Below are 17,122 nucleotides of genomic sequence, written 5' to 3'. Positions count from 1 at the left end.
GTTTTTAGAATATTTTTTAACTTTATACTCTTATACTTAAAACAAATCTAATTTACAAGCATAGCGATTAAATCTGTAACAAAACTTTTTATTTAGACCATAAACGAGGAATCAGCATGCTCTTCCAATTCCCCCCCCTTATTCAAGCCGGTATAGAAGCGGGCAAATTTGCGCCGGTGTTCTCCAATGGAACTCCCTTGGGTATCGCTAGGGATGTTGCCACAGGTCGTTTTATCGGGCCTGCGGTTGGCGTAATTAACAATGGCGCTTCCCTAAGTCCACTAACAGTACCTGTCAACTTGGCTATGGGAGGATTCCAAATTTATCAAATGAATCAAGGTTTCCAGTCATTGCAAGCTAGCATAAGCGTATTGCAAACTACGACGGCGATCATTGGTGTCGGGGTAGCGGCAACTACGATTTTATCTGCCGTTAATCTTTACCAAACTTTAAAGTTACGCAAAGCAGTTGAGCAGTTAGATATTAAAGTTGACCAAGGATTTTTAGATATTAGACAGGCTTTAGACGCTCAGGGAGAAGAAATTATTACGGCCGTCGAAAGAGCAATATATGATATTAACTTTGAGCAACATAGGGTTGTCTTGGTTAGAGCTTACGGGCTATTTACTCAGGCTATCAATAGATTAGCTTCTGCAGTTAAAATTCAAGATTTAGTAAGAAGGAATGCAGAAATTGATGCCGTAAGGGGAATGCTTTATCAAGCTCATGCAGATTATGCAAACCACCAATTAATGGAAGAAGTCTCTGCTCCAGCTAAGCTTCGACGTTTTGAATGTGCTTGGATAATCGAGCAAACTATTATTGCAACTTATCAATTACAAGAAGAGTTTGTAGTTTCAGGACACCGAACCGAAGCCCTGCAAAGTGAAATCAAACACAATCTAGTAAATGTTATTGACGCGTCTGAAAGTATAGAAGATTTGGAATTCATTTTTCCTGAAATAGTTCGGATTAACAATCATGATTTGTTACTTTTAGAGAACTGGAAGAATAGTCTTAACTGGCTCGAAACATTGCCAGAATCGGAACTGAAACAACTTCAAAGCGCAGACTTTTCAGCCCAAATGGAGCAGACAAAAAATACCTCTATCATTTCATTTAAAAAACCAGTAGAGCAACTATTTTATGATGATTTTTTAAGCAAATCTCATCCTTATGCACTAGATACTTATCTAAGAATTTTGATCAATAAAAGTATTAAACGGGAAATTCAAGATTACATTATTCAACAAGCAGAAGCGATGAAATACTACAGCTTAAATGTGAAAAATCTTTCTCTATCATCAGAAGTTTCTTTGGCAAATATGTTTTGGTATTTCCGTTCAAGAGAAGTAGAAGAAAAGACTACAGATTAAAATGGTTGATGTTCTCAGTCTTGATATTTTCTAGCTAGGCAAGCCTTAAGGTCTTCTCTAGTTAGATCGGGAAAGTCTTCGAGAGTTTCTACTTCTGTCATATCAGAGGTAGGATATTCAAGGACTTCGTAGACCGTAATACGTAATCCCGCACTCAGGGCTTACTCCCTCGCTTATTGGGATCGACTGTAATGTGTGTGGTTGCGATAATCCATGGCGAAATATAATTTGAACAGACCTGTGGCTATTACTTACCATTATTGTAGGCGATCGCCTAGGGTAACAGGTAAGCATTTATTAAGTTCTGTCGTCAAGGAGAAAATTCAACCATTGGAATAAGCTATGCTACAAGATATCGTCGCTGTTAACCCACTCAAAAACTACAAGCTTTACTTGCGCTTTGAAGACAATCAAGACGGGATAGTTGACATTCAAAAACAAGTTGAATTTACAGGTGTATTTGAGCCACTTAAAGACCTTGAATATTTTGCTCAAGTCAAAGTCAATCCGGAACTTGGAACTATTCAATGGCCCAATGGAGCTGATTTAGACCCTGATGTGCTCTACGAAATAATTGCCCGATCGCCGTCTCCAAGCCCCTTAAATTTTGAAGTTTAAGAAAGGAGAAAAAAGCTTTTAACTCAGCCTCAACCAGCCTATGATTAAGTAATGGAAAAGCTTACCATCACCAGACCTGACGACTGGCATCTGCACTTACGGGATGGAGAGGCCCTCAAGGCAGTTTTGCCCCACACAGCCCATCAATTTGCCAGGGCGATCGTCATGCCCAACTTGAAGCCTCCAGTGCGTTCCGTGGCCGATGCCGCCGCCTATCGAGAGCGGATTCTTGCGGCTGTTCCTGCGAGGAGCCAGTTTGAGCCGCTGATGACCCTTTATCTGACGGACAACACTAGTCCCGAAGAGGTTATTGCGGCCAAGGCATCCCAGTTTGTCAAAGCAGTGAAATATTATCCCGCTGGAGCCACCACCAACTCAGACTTTGGCGTGACAGATATCAGTCGGTGTGATGCCGTGCTTGCAGCCATGGGACAGGTAGACCTGCCCCTCCTACTCCACGGGGAAGTGACCGATCGCCAGGTTGATATTTTTGACCGGGAAAAAGTATTCATTGAAAAATATCTAATTCCCCTCAGAGAAAAATTCCCCCAACTGCGGATTGTGTTGGAACATATCACCACCAGCGATGCGGTGGAGTTTGTTTTATCGACCAATAATATTGCCGCTACCATTACGCCCCAACATTTATTATTTAGCCGTAATATTTTGTTTCAAGGTGGCATTTGTCCCCATTATTATTGCCTGCCAATTTTGAAGCGGGAAGAACACCGTTTGGCCCTGCTGCAGGCGGCCACATCCGGCAATCCGAAGTTTTTCTTGGGTACGGACAGCGCTCCCCACGCCCGCAATAGTAAAGAAAGCTCCTGTGGTTGTGCCGGTTGCTATTCCGCTCTCCACGCCCTGGAATTGTATGCGGAAGTCTTTGAAGGAGCTAATGCCCTGGATAAACTGGAAGCCTTTGCCAGCTTTTATGGCCCGGACTTTTATCAACTGCCCCGCAATACAGAACAAATTACATTGACCAAAACACCGTGGCGCATTCCCGCTGAATTGCCCTTTCCAGAATCTGGGCTGGTGCCGTTACGGGCGGGGGAAGAAATCACCTGGCAAATGGTGTGATCTAAACAGCTAAAGTGCAGTGAAAATTATTAATAGTAATTAGATAGATTTGCTTTTTTTCACTGAGCCGCAATTATGACCTACTTTGCCAGCGACTTTCAAGATTTAGACAACTCTGGAAATATCGAAAACTTCATCCGCTGTCTGGAATTGCAACAGTCACTAGACTTGTATAAATATTACAAACAAAAGACGTTTGAAAAAATGCAATTAAAGCCTGGTGATTCAGTGCTAGAAGTGGGATGCGGCACGGGTAATGACGCCCTTTTATTGGCCAATTATGTGGGAGAAACTGGTAAAGTTACAGCGGTGGACCGCAGTCAATTTATGCTCAACCAGGCAAAGGAACGGGCAAAAAAATCCTCCACTAAGTTTGAATTTATCCTAGCTAACACAGAGCAATTACCCTTTCCCGATGCTAATTTCACTGCGGCTAGAGTTGACCGCACCCTACAACATGTTGCCCAGCCCCAAAAGGCGATCGCCGAAATGGCCAGAGTTGTGCAATCCAATGGTTGGGTAGTGGCTTTTGAGCCGGATTGGGAAACATTGGTAATTGGCTCCGAGCAACGAACCACAACCCGTGCATTGGTTAATTTTTGGTGTGATAACTTTCCTTCCGGCTGGGTGGGTCGCTATCTCTTTAAGTATTTCCGGCAGGCAGGCTTAACTGACATCACTGTGGAACCCATTACCATTTGCCTGACTGAGTTTGAATTAGCCGATAAAATTTTAGACCTATCTCGGACGGTGGAAAAAATTAGCGAACAGGGATTTATAAGTCAAAATGATCTTACTCTTTGGCTCATGACAATTAATCAATGTGATCAAGCTGGAGACTTTTTCTGTGCTTTTACCGCATTTTTAGTCAGTGGCAAAAAGCCATAATTATCTAAAAATATTTAAGATCAAAGTTTCTATTCCTGTCTGACCGTCTGACTGTGTTCATTGATTGTTAAGTAATATTACTGAGTATGGTCGTTTTTTCAACTTTTCTAACTCAAAAATTGGTTGGTTTCCCGGTTGCTTAGATACAATGACAAAGAGCAAAAGGGAAATCGGCAAAATATCGACACAATATCTCAGTATTGAGTGGCCAAGCCAGATCAAAGTCATTGGCCTTGTCTGTTGTTCCAGCTATTAACTCGATTTATGACTATCAATTTGGCCGATCGCCTTTCTGCCATTACCACCGATTCAGCAGGAACTACCCATGTTGTTTGGGTGGAAAATACCTCACTCTGGCACGCTGTCTATAACGTTAATTCTGGTACTTGGGAGAACGCCCAGGCGATCGCCAATGTGGGCAATCAATCCCTCACCAGTCTGAACTTGATTGCCAATGATAAGTTAATCCAACCCACCAGCGGAGAAAGTAGTACCGCCCCAGCGCCGGGGCTCGTGGTGGTTTACCAGCAGGGCAGTGGCAATGACAGCAATCTTTTTTACACCGCCGCCCGCTATAACTCCGGGGGCAGAACCGAATGGTTAGCAACTCCCCAGGCCTTAACTGCTGATGCTGTGGGAGATTTGGCCCCCAGGGCGATCGCCAAAGATGACGGCACTGTGTTTGTAGTAGGGCAAAAAGTTGATGCAGAGCAAGCTAAAAACCAAGCTATCCGAGAGGATACCGATCTTTATTACCAGAGTTTTACGGTTAATCAAAATCAGTTTATTAATGGCAACACCTCTGCTTTTATTCGTCCAACTAACCAAAAAAATTCATACAATTATCTGGGGCGTAATCTTGATGCCCCTGCCGCCAATTATGAAATTCTTAGTGCAGGAGAAACGGAATTTCTGGGCAATAAACCTAAGTATCAAGGCCTAGGGGCCAACTGGAATGCCTCCAGCGATTTCAATCTCAATGGCTTGTCATTGTTAATTGCCAAAAAGTTAGGCGAGCAACCAGACAAGGTTCTAGAAAGAATCTTTGGCCCCCTCATCTTGTCTATTTCTCTCCAAGGTTCATCGGGACAAAATCCTGAATGGAGTTTGTTTGGCGGTGGCGAGTCTACCGATGGCAGATTGTTACTTAATGCCCTGGCAACTTTGGGTAGAAAACAAAGGCGAAACATCGGCAATAGTGATGATAGTAATCGTTTTGATCGATGGAGAAGGCAAGGTAGGGGAGCCTTAGGGGAAAGCGCTCAAGATGGTTTTGATGTATCTTTTACTTTGTCTTCTTTATATAGTTATGGCAACAGTAATGCTAATTCTGACGGTAAATTTCCCCTCTATTTGGAAACTGGAGGGGCATTAGCTAGTTTAGCGGGGTCCATTCCTTTATTTGGTTTTGACAATATTTTAAATGTTGGCTTAAGCGCCAATTTCGGTTTATTTTTTAATGCCGGTGTAGCTTTGCAATGGCAGGTTGCCCCCAAGGATCCAGCCTCCTATTTTCCCGTCCTAGCACCATACCTTGATCTGAGCGGCAATACAGACCGTTTATTTATTACCGATTCTTTCTCCTTCGTGCCTGGTTTTTCCCAAGACACAGCAATTTTAGCTTTACTCTCCAATTTGGAAGCGGCATTTGCTTCCATTGATCAAAATAGCTCTGTGGAACTGGAATCTTTACTGGTGGGAATTCCCGTTACATTAGGCTTTGAAGGCAGTATTGAAATTCCCTACATTTTTAAGCTTTTTGGTTCCATTGGCTTTTTTGCCGACGGTACTTTTACTATCAAAGGGGATACCCCTTCATCTATTACCATTGGCGCTCCTTACAACATCAACGTTAATTTACTGGGCATTATCAGTGCCAGATATGCAGGGTTCCCCACTTGGACACAAACGTTTCCGTCCTCTTCATCTCAAGATAATCAAACCAATACTGCCACAGAAACCAACAATATTGCCAGTGTTGATGGCTTTTTGCTCACCATTAACCTTGCTCAATCCCTAGATCCTAATCTTAATCTTAACCCCACAGATTTTACCGTCACTGTTACCAATGCCAATGGGCAAATTTCTACTATTCCTGTGTTTGGTGTGGTGGTTCAAACTGATAATCAAAGTAACACTAGTGAGGTTATTTTACGATTAAACCAGGAAATTCCCTACACTAGCCTCAACGACCAGCCCTTTGCCAATGTTGTTGTTAAATACACTGGTAATCAACTGGGAACATTTACAGACAGTGCGGTGGCGATTATATCCTCCGACACAATAATTTATACCTATAACCCCACCAGTGGCACAGGCAATGACTATACCCAAAACAATCAACAGATTACCATTGCGTTTAATGCCCCTTTAGATCCAGATATTCTAGCTTTTAAAAATCAATTGCTCCAGTGGTTTACGGTCACCAACAGTAGTAATCAATCCATTGCCATCACCGATGTAGCAGTTAATCAAAGCAGAATTGTTTTAACCCTTGCTTCCAATACCGTCATTAACCCTGGTGAAATTTACACTGTCCAGTACAATCCAGATGCCAGTGGTGAGCAACAACTTAAAACCGCCAATCAAGATACTGTTACAGCATTTACCGTCAGTAATGGCACTGCCCCCACTGCCAGAGGTTTGGTTAATGGCACCTTTGTCAGCGCTGCCAACGTTCAAACCCAACCTGTTCTCAGTAATTTAACCAGTGACTTTGCCCAGGACACTTCCCCTGCCCTGGCGTTAACTAGTCAAGGGGATATCCTACTGGCTTGGAGTAGCGACAGCCCTCCCATTACTCCCATTTCCGTTTTGGCAGAAGGAGATTATATCTACCTTGTTTTTGCCGATAATCTCAAAAATGACTCAGCTAATCCCCCCAGTAACTCCCAATTTGTCATTAAAACCAGCGATGGCAATAGCATTAATCCCACCAATGTTTCCCTAGCTCAAAATACCGTTACCCTGACCCTGAATAACTCTGTTAATGCTAGTCAGGTTGTTGCAGTTGCTTACAGTTTAAGTGGGATTAATTTTAGCTCTAATTTATCTTTGACTGATGCCACCAATACGAGCTTTTGGATTCCCGATTTTAGCAATAATATCCAACTGGCTAGTGAATCCAATACCGCGCCCACCACGTTGCCAGGATCAATACTTTCCAACCTACTCACCATTCCCTTTAATCAGACCCTAAACGTCAATCAAATTCCCAACAGTGATCAGTTTAAGGTAACGGTTAATGGCAATGTCAATAGTCCAATTAATATTACTAGCGTTACTGTTAACGATACTTCCGTCACCCTGGTTTTAAATCAGATTATTGGTCAAGGCCAATTGGTCACCGTCACCTATACTCCCAACTCCAATGGTGACAACAATTTAGTCAGCAATGCCAGCACTCCCCAAACTGTTGCCCAATTCAGCACTAATAACTTTTTAACCACTGCATCCAGTTCCAGCACCGTTATTAAAACGGCATTTTCTCCCTTTGGGGACAGTGGCATTTCCTCCATCACCACGATTCCTGGGACTAGCGGCGTTAATTCCGATGTAGCCGCCATACTTTATACCAACCCCAGCACTCAAACAGTCCAAAATGTTGTGGCTTGGGTCAACGTCGATACTTCAGCTTTATCTGTCCAGGCTATTCCTGGTCAAAACTATGGTCCCAATGAAGTAGCTTTAATAACCTCCGCTGCCCAGCAATCAGATATTTACTATGCGGTCTTGGGGCCCGACAATCAGTGGAGTTTGGCCGCTCCGATTTTTCCTAGTCAGCCAGGGCAAGACCAAAAAGTAACCTTGGGAGTCGGCCCCGATGACAGTTTACTGGCGGCTTGGTTAAATACCCAACTGAACAGCAACGGTGATCCCCATACCACCATTCAGTTTGCAACTTTTAACGGCACAAGCTGGACTGCTCCAACAACCTTGGGCGGGGCAAATCCTAGCATCAATCCCAACAGTTTTAGTGAATTAAGCATTAGTTCTCTGAATGGGCAACCGGTCATTTTCTGGACGGAAAGCCCGCCCCCTTCCTACAGCAACTTGGTTTCGGAGCAAAATCCTTTGCTTTATCTAAGGTTAGGGGAACTAAGTGGTACTACGGCCATTAACCAGGGTCAATTATCTTTGCAGGGGAACGGAACGTATAGTGCCAGCGGCTATACCCTCGACCAGGTGGGAGCCCTGGAAAATACGAATACTAATACGGGTGATTTTAATCCAGCAGTATTGTTCAACGGCGGTGGAGTCACGATCAACTCCCCAGTACCTGTTTCTGTGCAGGGTTTTTCGGTGGAATTTTGGTTCAAATTGCCAACTACCGGGGGAGTGGTGGGCTTAGCTAACTTCGCCGGGGTATTTGACCTGAGTTTAAACGGGGACAGCTTAATTTTTGCTTTGAATAATGGTAGCAATACCCAGATTACCGAAGCCATTACGGCCAACCATTGGCATTATGTGGTGGGAACCTATGACCCTGTTAAACAAATTCTTGCCCTTTACGTCGATGGGCAATTGGTGGATAGTCTGGAGAATATTGCTTTTGCCAATTTGCCCCCGTCGGGAACCCTAACTTTGGCGGGGAATGGAGGGCCTGTTTACCTGGATGAATTTGCTTTTTATAATTCGATTCTTTCCCACACTGACAATGGTTCTAGTCCAAGTTCACTGGGCGAAAATTTTCTTAATTTAACTGGTTCCCAACTCATTGACGGGGTTTTGGGGGTTAATGAAATTGGTTCCCGCTACCAAGCCCGCTTTTTCGACCCGGTGACAGCAGGTCCAGAAACTAACTATAGCGTCTGGGACAGCAGTAGTAATAGTTGGCAAAGTCCCGTTAGCATTAACCCCGTTGATGAAGTCGTTCCCACCATTTTAGCGGCGGCTAACAATCCAATTTGGGATATTGTTTCTGCGAAGCCTGGTTCTAACAATAATGCCCAAATCACCCCCAACGGTAATCCTGATACCATTTTTCAAGTTAATTTAACCGGGCAACAGGGAAGTCAAATTGTTGGTTTTTCCGTGACTACGTCCGATGGTCAACTTTGGAGTCTGGGGACTAATGGTAATGGTCAAACCCTAGGGGGTTGGCAGGTGGGAGTAATTCTGGCGGAGAGCACAGATAGTGCAAAGCTTGGGTTGGAGTTTGTTTCTGGGGACAATTTACTCAATAGCCTGAATCCTGGGGTAACTTTTTCCCATCGGGTTATGGGAGCAACGGAAACCTTCACTATTTTTGTGGATACGGAGGGTAGTCCCCTCACCTCCCCTGCCACAGTAAATGTTTACCTAAAAGGAGAAAATAACCCAGTTCAATTTACTTCCCTGGCCCCTATACCCAATCAGGGGGGCCCTGTCTCTGCCAACGCTCTGGATTATTTGGGCAATCAGGTGTTGGGCATCGCCACGGTAAAAGAAGCCAATGATGCCTCCCTTTCCCTGGTGGATAGTGGTTTTGTGGTTAATACCAACAATCCGGCGATCGCCGCAGTTATAGCCAGTGGTTTTAGTAATGGTGCTTTGGCCTATGTGGCGGTGGGCAATCGGGGTTACACCAGCCAGGGTAACTCGGTCAAAGGATCAATCCAAATTTTATTTGCCGGGGGTGATGTTTTAGGCCAGAAAACCACCAATGCGCTAACCACCACTGATTTATCCGGTAATCCTGACGGGGTACTAATTACGGGCATTAACGATACAGGGGACATTAACAACGATGTACCCATGGCTTTGGTAACAGGGGATGTGGATGGAGATAACATTGACGATTTGGTGATTGGTGATGCCAATGCCAATGGGGGAACGGGACGCATTTATGTGATTAAGGGAAGTTATCTCACAAGTCTCAACAATCAAAAGCAAATTATTGATCTGAGTAATGCCAGTCAGTGGACTAGCGATCAAGGTTTTGTCATTGATGGCATTGATACCGGGGGCGGGGCCGGTTTTTCCGTGGCGATCGGCAATTTCACTGGTAATGGCCCCCAAATTGCCTTTGGTGCTCCCTTTGCCCAAAACAGTAGCGGAGTCGCAGTGGGTAAGGTCTATCTCGTTTTCTCCAGCAATCCCAGCCAACTGTCTCCGCCGATTCACATTGGCTCAAGCTTTAGCCTGACCAATCCCCAAAATCCAGCCCAAACCGTCACCGTTGGGGAAACGGCGGGTTATAGCCTGGGAGTTTCTCGCCGTACGACTGGCGGGCCCCTTACTTTTACTAACAATGCCAACGACGATTTGTTTATTGGTTCTTCTACCTACGGGGTAACCATCAATAACCAATGGGTGGGCAAAAGTGCTTTACCGGCCGGCAATCAAGGCAATTATCCCGACACCACCACGATCGCCGCTGGGGCAGTCCATGTTTTTTCCCAACCCAGTGGTCAATCCTTTGGCAAAGTTGCTACCTACACCGGGCCCAATGTTCCCGCCGCTAATGGAGTAGGGGCCAACTATTTGGCCGGAGCGGCGATCGCCCTGGGGGACTTTACGGACTTGGATGGGGACGGTCAACAGGATCTAGCTATTTCAGCCTTAGGAGTTAATGGCAGTGCCGGTGCGGTCTATGTGCTCAGTGGGGGCAAGGCTGTGGCATCCAGCTCTGACCAAGCCCTCAACGAAGTCAGTCATCTGACCATCAATGGTGGCATTGCTGGGGGGAAAGCCGGGATGACCATCATGACTCCAGGGGATGTGAACGGCGATGGTTACCAGGATTTTTTAATTACCGCTCCCCAGTCCGGCAACGGCACAGGCCAGAGTTATTTATTGTTTGGCCCCTTGGATTTGTCCGAAGTGGGGCAACAATTTAACCTCAGTGTGACGGGTACTGACAGCAAAAATATTTTCTTGCTCAATGGCAGTCTGCCCAATCAACTGGCGGGGACAGCAGTAGTTAGCTTAGGCAATATCACAGGAAAAACTGGGCCCAATAACACTCCCATTGATAGCTTTTTAATCAGTGCCCCCAACGCCCAACAGTTTTATGTGGTTTTCGGTCAGTCTTGGCTGGCAGATGATGGCAGTATCAAACTCTCAGATATTGCCTCTGATAACGGCTTTGTTATTGATGGCAATCTGATTAATAGTCCCTTAACCAATCGTTTTAGCAATTCCCTCGATAATTCCCCATCGAAAACATCACCTGCACTCATTGCAAATAATGGCACGCTCTATTTGGCTTATACCGACAGTAGCGGACAGATTCATTTCACCAGTAGCACCAATGATGGCCAAACTTGGGGTCAAGCCGTGTCGTTACCTAGTAATGTACAAACCGCATTTACGCCGTCAATCGCTTTTTATAACGATGTTTTGTACTTGGCCTATGTCGATGCCGCTAAGGGGTTATACGTCGCCAGTAGCACAGATAATGGCGAAACCTGGAATAGTCCCTATCAGCTAGGTGGACTCTCTTCAACCGCTCCCACCTTAGTGGTGTACCAAGATAGTCTGTTTTTCTTTTTTACGGCAGATAACTCTACTTCTAGTATCCTTTACTTTTACTCCGATAACTCTAATTCTAATGCCCAAAATCCTCTGACATCAGCAGATTGGATCTATAGCAATCAAATCGTTGGCGGTAACTACTCAACTAGTAGCGATATGAGCGCCACGGTCTTAGATAATACGCTCTATTTGGCACTTACTGGAGGACAAATTGGTAATCCGACCAATCCTCCCTCTATCTATATTGTTTCTGGTACTGGTAATGATTTAGCCAATCTAACTTGGAGTGATTATAAAGTTGACAATATCAGTCCCGCTAACCAAACACCAGGTTTAACCACTGATGGCAAAACTCTCTATTTAAGCTATACAAATGATAGTGATGGCAACATCAATGTAATCACCTCCACGGATGGAAACAATTCCAATAATTGGACTCCTTCCCAGACGATCGTCGGTTTACCTCGTCAAATTCTTCCCGTTTTAGCTACAGCGGCTAACCAACTTTATTTTGCCTATGCCGGAGAAAGCCAAGGCGTTTATGTAACCGAGTCTCCCCTTCCCTATGTGGATAGCATTGTTGATAACGGTCGCTTGGTTCAGTTTTTAGGGGATATAAACGGTGATGGCTTTGCAGATATTTTTTCTGGGGGGAATAATGCCGGAGCAATTATTTTTGGCAATAGCACCCAGGATTTACTCACAGCAGCCAGTGGTAGTGACGACTTAGTCATTTCGGTTCCCGATGCCAATCTGGAAGAAGTGATTAGCTTGGGAGATTTCAACGGTGATGGTTTCCATGATGTCGGAATTCTCGCTAATAACGGTAATTTCTATGTTGTTCTAGGCAATACTAATCTGGGAGATTTAAAAACATTAAGTATTACCTCTAGTACCGCGCCTGTGGTTATCAGCCAGGTGGGGGGCGTAACCAAATCCATGGCCATTGGCGACTACAACGGCGATGGTTATGATGATGTCCTGTTGTGGGGAGATAACGGCAATCAGGTAGCCTGGGGTAACGCCCCTGGTAGTCTAAACAATTTTACCAAGATTGATTATACCGAAGCGCCAACCTCAGCTACAGGGGTTGATCTCAATGGTGATGGAATCCCAGAAATTGCCATTGGCAGTGACCAGAGAAAAATAGCGGGACAAATTTCCACTGCTGGCACTTTTTCTCTGTTGCCCAACCCCACCACCGCTTCGGTGATTGATACCCTGGCCGGGGCTAATCAATTGGTGAATATTGGTGACTTTAACGGTGATGGCATCGCCGACTTGGCTGTACTAGCTTCCAACTACTACGCTGCAACCCTTGGCGATCCGACCCGTTTAGACCAGGCTGGCAATCAAGGAGGTGTTTTCATTTATTACGGCTCACTTCAGGGGTTAACTAACAGTTCCCAACCCGATGTCATCCTCGCGGCGCCGTTCACAACGGTGAGTAACCAACAAAGTCCCTTTTTCTTATCTGAAATTGCCCAAGCTGGAGATGTGAATGGGGATGGCTTTGATGATCTGTTAATTAGTTCCCCCTTTACAGTGACGGCCAATGATGATCAGGGCAGTGTGTTCGTTGTATTCGGCGGCAATAATTGGAGCAATCAGCCCTTTGATTTAGGGCAACTCGGCGCTAATCAAAATCAAAGTAGTAGCTTCTATGGTTTTCTAGTCAATGGTTTACCCGATGCCCAGGCCGGTTTTGCCATTAGTGGCGGCAGTGATGTGAATGGGGATGGCTTTGACGATGTGGTGATAGGCGCTCCGGGCAATTATGAAACTCAACTTTCCCAAAACACTGTCATTGGGGATGACAAAGGGCGAATTTGGTACAACGGTCAACAAATCAATAGCGGGAATAGCGATCCTGCCGTGATTTCGATGGTTGTGCAAGAGAATGCCAGTGGTGTGCCCCAAGTTGTGGTGGGGTTAGTCAACGGCGAAGTGTGGTGGTACAACGGCTCGAGTTGGTCACAATTGGGCATCTCCCCCCTGACCGATGGGCCTTGGCCAGTGATTCAAATGGCGGTGCAGTGGAATGGTAATAACCCCCCCCAGGTGGTGATCTGCGGTTCCTATGGCTGTTATTACTACGATGGAACAAATTGGTTATCGAACCCGCTAATTTCAGTAGACTTTGATGAACCCCTCATCAGTCAATTAGCGGTGCAGTGGAATCCTGATCGGAATGTGCAACCCCAAATTGTCGTGGGGCAGGGGCCAGGAACTGAAGGGCCCCAAAGTCAAGTGCAATATTACAACGGCGCCAATTCGTCCTTGCAGACCCTAGAATACAACAACGGAAGTGATTCAAATGACCCTGCTTATCCCATAACCCATATGGCGGTGCTATGGCAGGCCAATGGCAATCCTCAGATTGTTACCGCCGTTGGCGATGATGGCGGTGTTCGCTACTATAACGGCTCAAGCTGGACATACCTGGAAAATCCCAAGCCAGGCTGGAGTTCTCCTGTCACCCAACTATCGGTGCAATGGAGCACTGAGGGACAGCCCCAGGTCTTAGTTAGTCTTAAAAATGGCGCAGTTTTCTACTACGACGGCCAAGGTTTTTCCAACCTCCGCTCCGTGGGTGGGCCCCCTATTAGCCAAATGGCGGTGCAATGGAATAGTGACGGTACGCCCCAAGTGGTGATCGCTTTTGGGGATAAGGGAGGGGTTGAATATTACAACGGCTCAAGTTGGATCACCGTTGCGGATAACAATCCTGGCTGGAGTTCTCCTGTCACCCAGATGTCAGTGCAATGGGGAAGGGATGGGCAACCCGATATTGTGGTGGGTTTAAAAAACGGAGTGGCGATCGCCTTACCCTATAACGGTTCAGGTTGGGATCAAAATGGCATTGCTGGTGTAGGGACAGCCATTAACCAATTGACTAGCCTCTGGAGCGAGACCTTCGTTAATTCTGGCAATGGCGACAATTTGAGTTATGTCCTGTTTGGCAGTGATTTTAACGACACGGTTAATCAGACGGGAACCATCGGCGATGATGTGATGCTGGGCAGTCCCACTGGGGAAAGTTTTCTGGCTGGGCAAGGGGATGATCAGATTTACACCAAGGGTGGTTTAGATGTAGTTTATGCCGGCCCCGGCGATGATTGGGTTGCCGTGAGTGATACCTATTTCCGGCGGCTGGATGGGGGCACGGGGTTTGATATTTTGGCTTTGCAGGGTTACAACGGCCAGAATTGGGATATTACTACCCTTTCCCCTGGACTGCGATTACAGAATTTTGAAACCATTGATATTCGGGATTATGGAGCGAATCAGTTAACCCTTAATTCCCTAACGGTAACTAATTTATCCAGCAATAATACCCTCGTTGTTTTGATGGATGAAAGCGGTGATAGTTTGCAATTGAGCAGTGATTTTAGTGCCGATGGAACGATTTATCAATATGGGCAAAGATTTTATCAGTATAAATCTAATAATTCAGCGGCTGTTGTATTAGTCAATCAACCAACAACCCCTAGTTTTACTGCTCCAAGCCACAATCAACCGCAACCCATTTTACCCAGTGGTGCTGGGGTGGGCAATGGTAATAATTTGACTAACGGCAATCAAGGTTTAACAAATTTTTCTGACCCCAATCTTCTCACCAAATTATTTGTTTCTAGTCCCCTCGCTACCGAAGTTAGGGAAGCAGTGGATTTTGTTATTGAACGGACGGGAAATCTAGACAAATATGTTTTAGTTAGTTACCTGACTCAAGATATGGATGGCAAGGCCGGTAATCGCTATTTGCCAGTGGCGGGGCAACTAATATTTAGCCCAGGGGAAACCAGTAAAACAGTCACAGTTGAAATTCCCAATGATGGCATTTACACAGGCGATCGCCAATTTGGATTATTAGTTTCTTTGTTGGACGAAGGTTTAGAGTTAGGAAACTGGAGCCAAGAGTTTTCCCTAGCCGGTGATGGCAATGGTTCCCAGATCCGCCGTTGGAATTATCTGGCGGGGGAGTTAGAAAATAGTTTAATGGAGGGCATAGTCAACTTTTCCACCACCACTAAGGGCGGCCAAAGCCAAACCGAGATAAATGTCGGTGGCCTCGAAGAATTTAACGACTTTTTCAGCTATAACCCCCTTACAGGAAATTATGAATCCCTAATGTCTAACAATGTGACTGGGGCTAAATTTAGTTATCTAGATGGTGAAAACAGTCCCCATGGAGTCAAGCTTACCCTTTTAGACGGCGATCGGGGAGATGCCGATGGAGTAAGCAATGGTCTGGTGGAAACGAAGGGTTATTTAGGTCGTACAATTCCAGGTTTAATTACCAACAATAATCGGGTTTTCTGGGCTCCCACCAATGCCGATGGCCAGGTACAACTAAGGTTAATTAGCAGTTCTGACCAAAACTATGAACTGGGCTGGATTGTGGTTGATGATCAAAACGGCACAATCAATGGCTTGCAACCTAACGATCCAGGCTATGAAACTGCGGCCCTCGCTCGTAAGCAAGTTATTTTTCAGGATCAAGATAGTTCATCTAATCACTCCCTTACCCGTACCCTGGCCCAGGAAAGTTTTACCAATCCCTTAGAGCTGGCCAAAACCGAAGAGCAATTTTTTGGAAGTTTGGAAAACTCAAACCTAGAAGCTAATCGTTACTATATGCTCTACAGCCAACAGGGAGGCAAAACAACTTTTTCCATTAATACTTCCCCCACCGTTGAAACTGATAGTCGGGGTTATCATCAATTCAATTTTGGGGGCGTCACTGCTGAAATTAGCTCCAAAACTTTGGTTGTACCAGGAATTTTAAATCAAACCGTTACTGTCGAAGCCTCCATTAGTCGTGCTGGAGTCTATGACAATGCCATTGCCCTCTACCAAGTGGATAGCTTAACCGGGGGATTAGATGTAAACGGCGATCGCCAAATTGATCTCAAGCCAGGTGAAATAGGTTACCTCCAGGCCGCTTTAAATCGAGCCCAAAATCCCCTCACCGGAGTAAATTTAACTGCGCCGGATAGTTTCTTTGGCACAACAAAACAAACCATTAACCTATTAGGCAACAATATGTATGGCATGGTGATTATTCCCAACGCCACCATTGCAGAGGTGCTGAACCAAAATCCCGGTAATGATCCCAATCTTGGCCCCGTTGCTCTTTTCTCTTTTAATGAGGCTAACCCCGGTGGTATTAGTCAAATGTCCCGTCTTGGTAGTAACCTTTTTGGCTTTGAAGATATAGTTGGGGGCGGTGATCAGGACTACAATGATGTGATTTTGCAATTTAGTTTTCCAACTTCTATAGCCATGAATTAGAATTTCAATAGAAAATTTGATCGCCGTTCAATTTTTGGCTTGAAAAACCTACGAACTAGTTTATTAGTAAAATCTTAAGTTTTATGTCGCAAGGGAGAGAATTTAACGTCAGTGAATTAGCCTAGGTAATTATCCTGAGGTATTAGTGCTATGATCACGGCACGGGAAAACGGCTCTTAATTCTGCTTGTCGGGCGGGTAGAACGGCGTCTGGAAATTCTGCAATTTCTCTTTAAACTTGGCAATATTGGGAGTTAAGGAAGTATCAAACGCCATCTGAGATCCTGGCCAGGACAAGAAGAAATTTAAACTAAAAAACTGAATTATTACTTAAGCACGGCTTTCAACCCAATCAGGTGAGGGCTTAGGTTTTTCAGTCATTTATTGCAAAACACCAACATGGAATTC

Annotated in this window: 6 protein-coding genes; 5 read left to right on the top strand and 1 reads right to left on the bottom strand. The window is 45.1% G+C overall.

Annotated elements, in window-relative coordinates; genetic code table 11:
* The first annotated feature begins 116 nt into the window (after window positions 1-116).
* Entirely contained in the window at window positions 117-1,376 is a 1,260-nt protein-coding gene (locus IQ217_RS02280; protein WP_194018762.1) for a hypothetical protein, read from the top strand.
* Between the two features lie 14 nt (window positions 1,377-1,390).
* Here the strand turns inward: IQ217_RS02280 and IQ217_RS19450 are convergent, their stop codons facing one another.
* A complete protein-coding gene (locus IQ217_RS19450; protein ID WP_420826661.1) occupies window positions 1,391-1,477 on the bottom strand; it encodes a DUF433 domain-containing protein in 87 nt (28 codons plus the stop codon).
* 241 nt (window positions 1,478-1,718) lie between these two features.
* Here IQ217_RS19450 and IQ217_RS02270 point away from each other — a divergent pair, with 241 nt between their 5' ends.
* The 4 genes from IQ217_RS02270 to IQ217_RS02255 all read left to right on the top strand — a co-directional run bounded on the left by IQ217_RS02270 (window position 1,719) and on the right by IQ217_RS02255 (window position 16,715).
* Window positions 1,719-1,994 carry a DUF2442 domain-containing protein gene (locus tag IQ217_RS02270; RefSeq protein WP_194018761.1) on the top strand — a complete coding sequence of 92 codons (276 nt, stop codon included), beginning with the start codon at window positions 1,719-1,721 and terminating at the stop codon, window positions 1,992-1,994.
* Between the two features lie 51 nt (window positions 1,995-2,045).
* Window positions 2,046-3,074, top strand: coding sequence for a dihydroorotase (gene pyrC / locus IQ217_RS02265; RefSeq protein ID WP_194018760.1), 1,029 nt, complete (start codon window positions 2,046-2,048; stop codon window positions 3,072-3,074).
* Between the two features lie 75 nt (window positions 3,075-3,149).
* A complete protein-coding gene (locus tag IQ217_RS02260; protein WP_194018759.1) occupies window positions 3,150-3,962 on the top strand; it encodes a class I SAM-dependent methyltransferase in 813 nt (270 codons plus the stop codon).
* A 264-nt stretch (window positions 3,963-4,226) separates the two neighbouring features.
* Complete coding sequence (locus tag IQ217_RS02255; RefSeq protein ID WP_194018758.1) at window positions 4,227-16,715, top strand: SwmB domain-containing protein; 12,489 nt, start codon at window positions 4,227-4,229, stop codon at window positions 16,713-16,715.
* The last annotated feature ends 407 nt before the right edge of the window (window positions 16,716-17,122 follow it).

Source organism: Synechocystis salina LEGE 00031, from assembly GCF_015207985.1.
In the GTDB taxonomy this organism is placed as follows: domain Bacteria; phylum Cyanobacteriota; class Cyanobacteriia; order Cyanobacteriales; family Microcystaceae; genus Synechocystis; species Synechocystis salina.
The sequence above is the reverse complement of the archived record's forward strand: the minus strand, read 5'-3'. Positions and strand labels throughout refer to the sequence as shown.

Excerpts from the sequence above, each read along its gene's own strand:
- IQ217_RS02255 (WP_194018758.1), top strand. The coding sequence starts at position 4,227 with ATGACTATCAATTTGGCCGATCGCCTTTCTGCCATTACCACCGATTCA.
- IQ217_RS02260 (WP_194018759.1), top strand. The coding sequence starts at position 3,150 with ATGACCTACTTTGCCAGCGACTTTCAAGATTTAGACAACTCTGGAAAT.
- IQ217_RS19450 (WP_420826661.1), bottom strand. The coding sequence starts at position 1,477 with ATGACAGAAGTAGAAACTCTCGAAGACTTTCCCGATCTAACTAGAGAA.
- IQ217_RS02270 (WP_194018761.1), top strand. The coding sequence starts at position 1,719 with ATGCTACAAGATATCGTCGCTGTTAACCCACTCAAAAACTACAAGCTT.
- IQ217_RS02280 (WP_194018762.1), top strand. The coding sequence starts at position 117 with ATGCTCTTCCAATTCCCCCCCCTTATTCAAGCCGGTATAGAAGCGGGC.
- pyrC (WP_194018760.1), top strand. The coding sequence starts at position 2,046 with ATGGAAAAGCTTACCATCACCAGACCTGACGACTGGCATCTGCACTTA.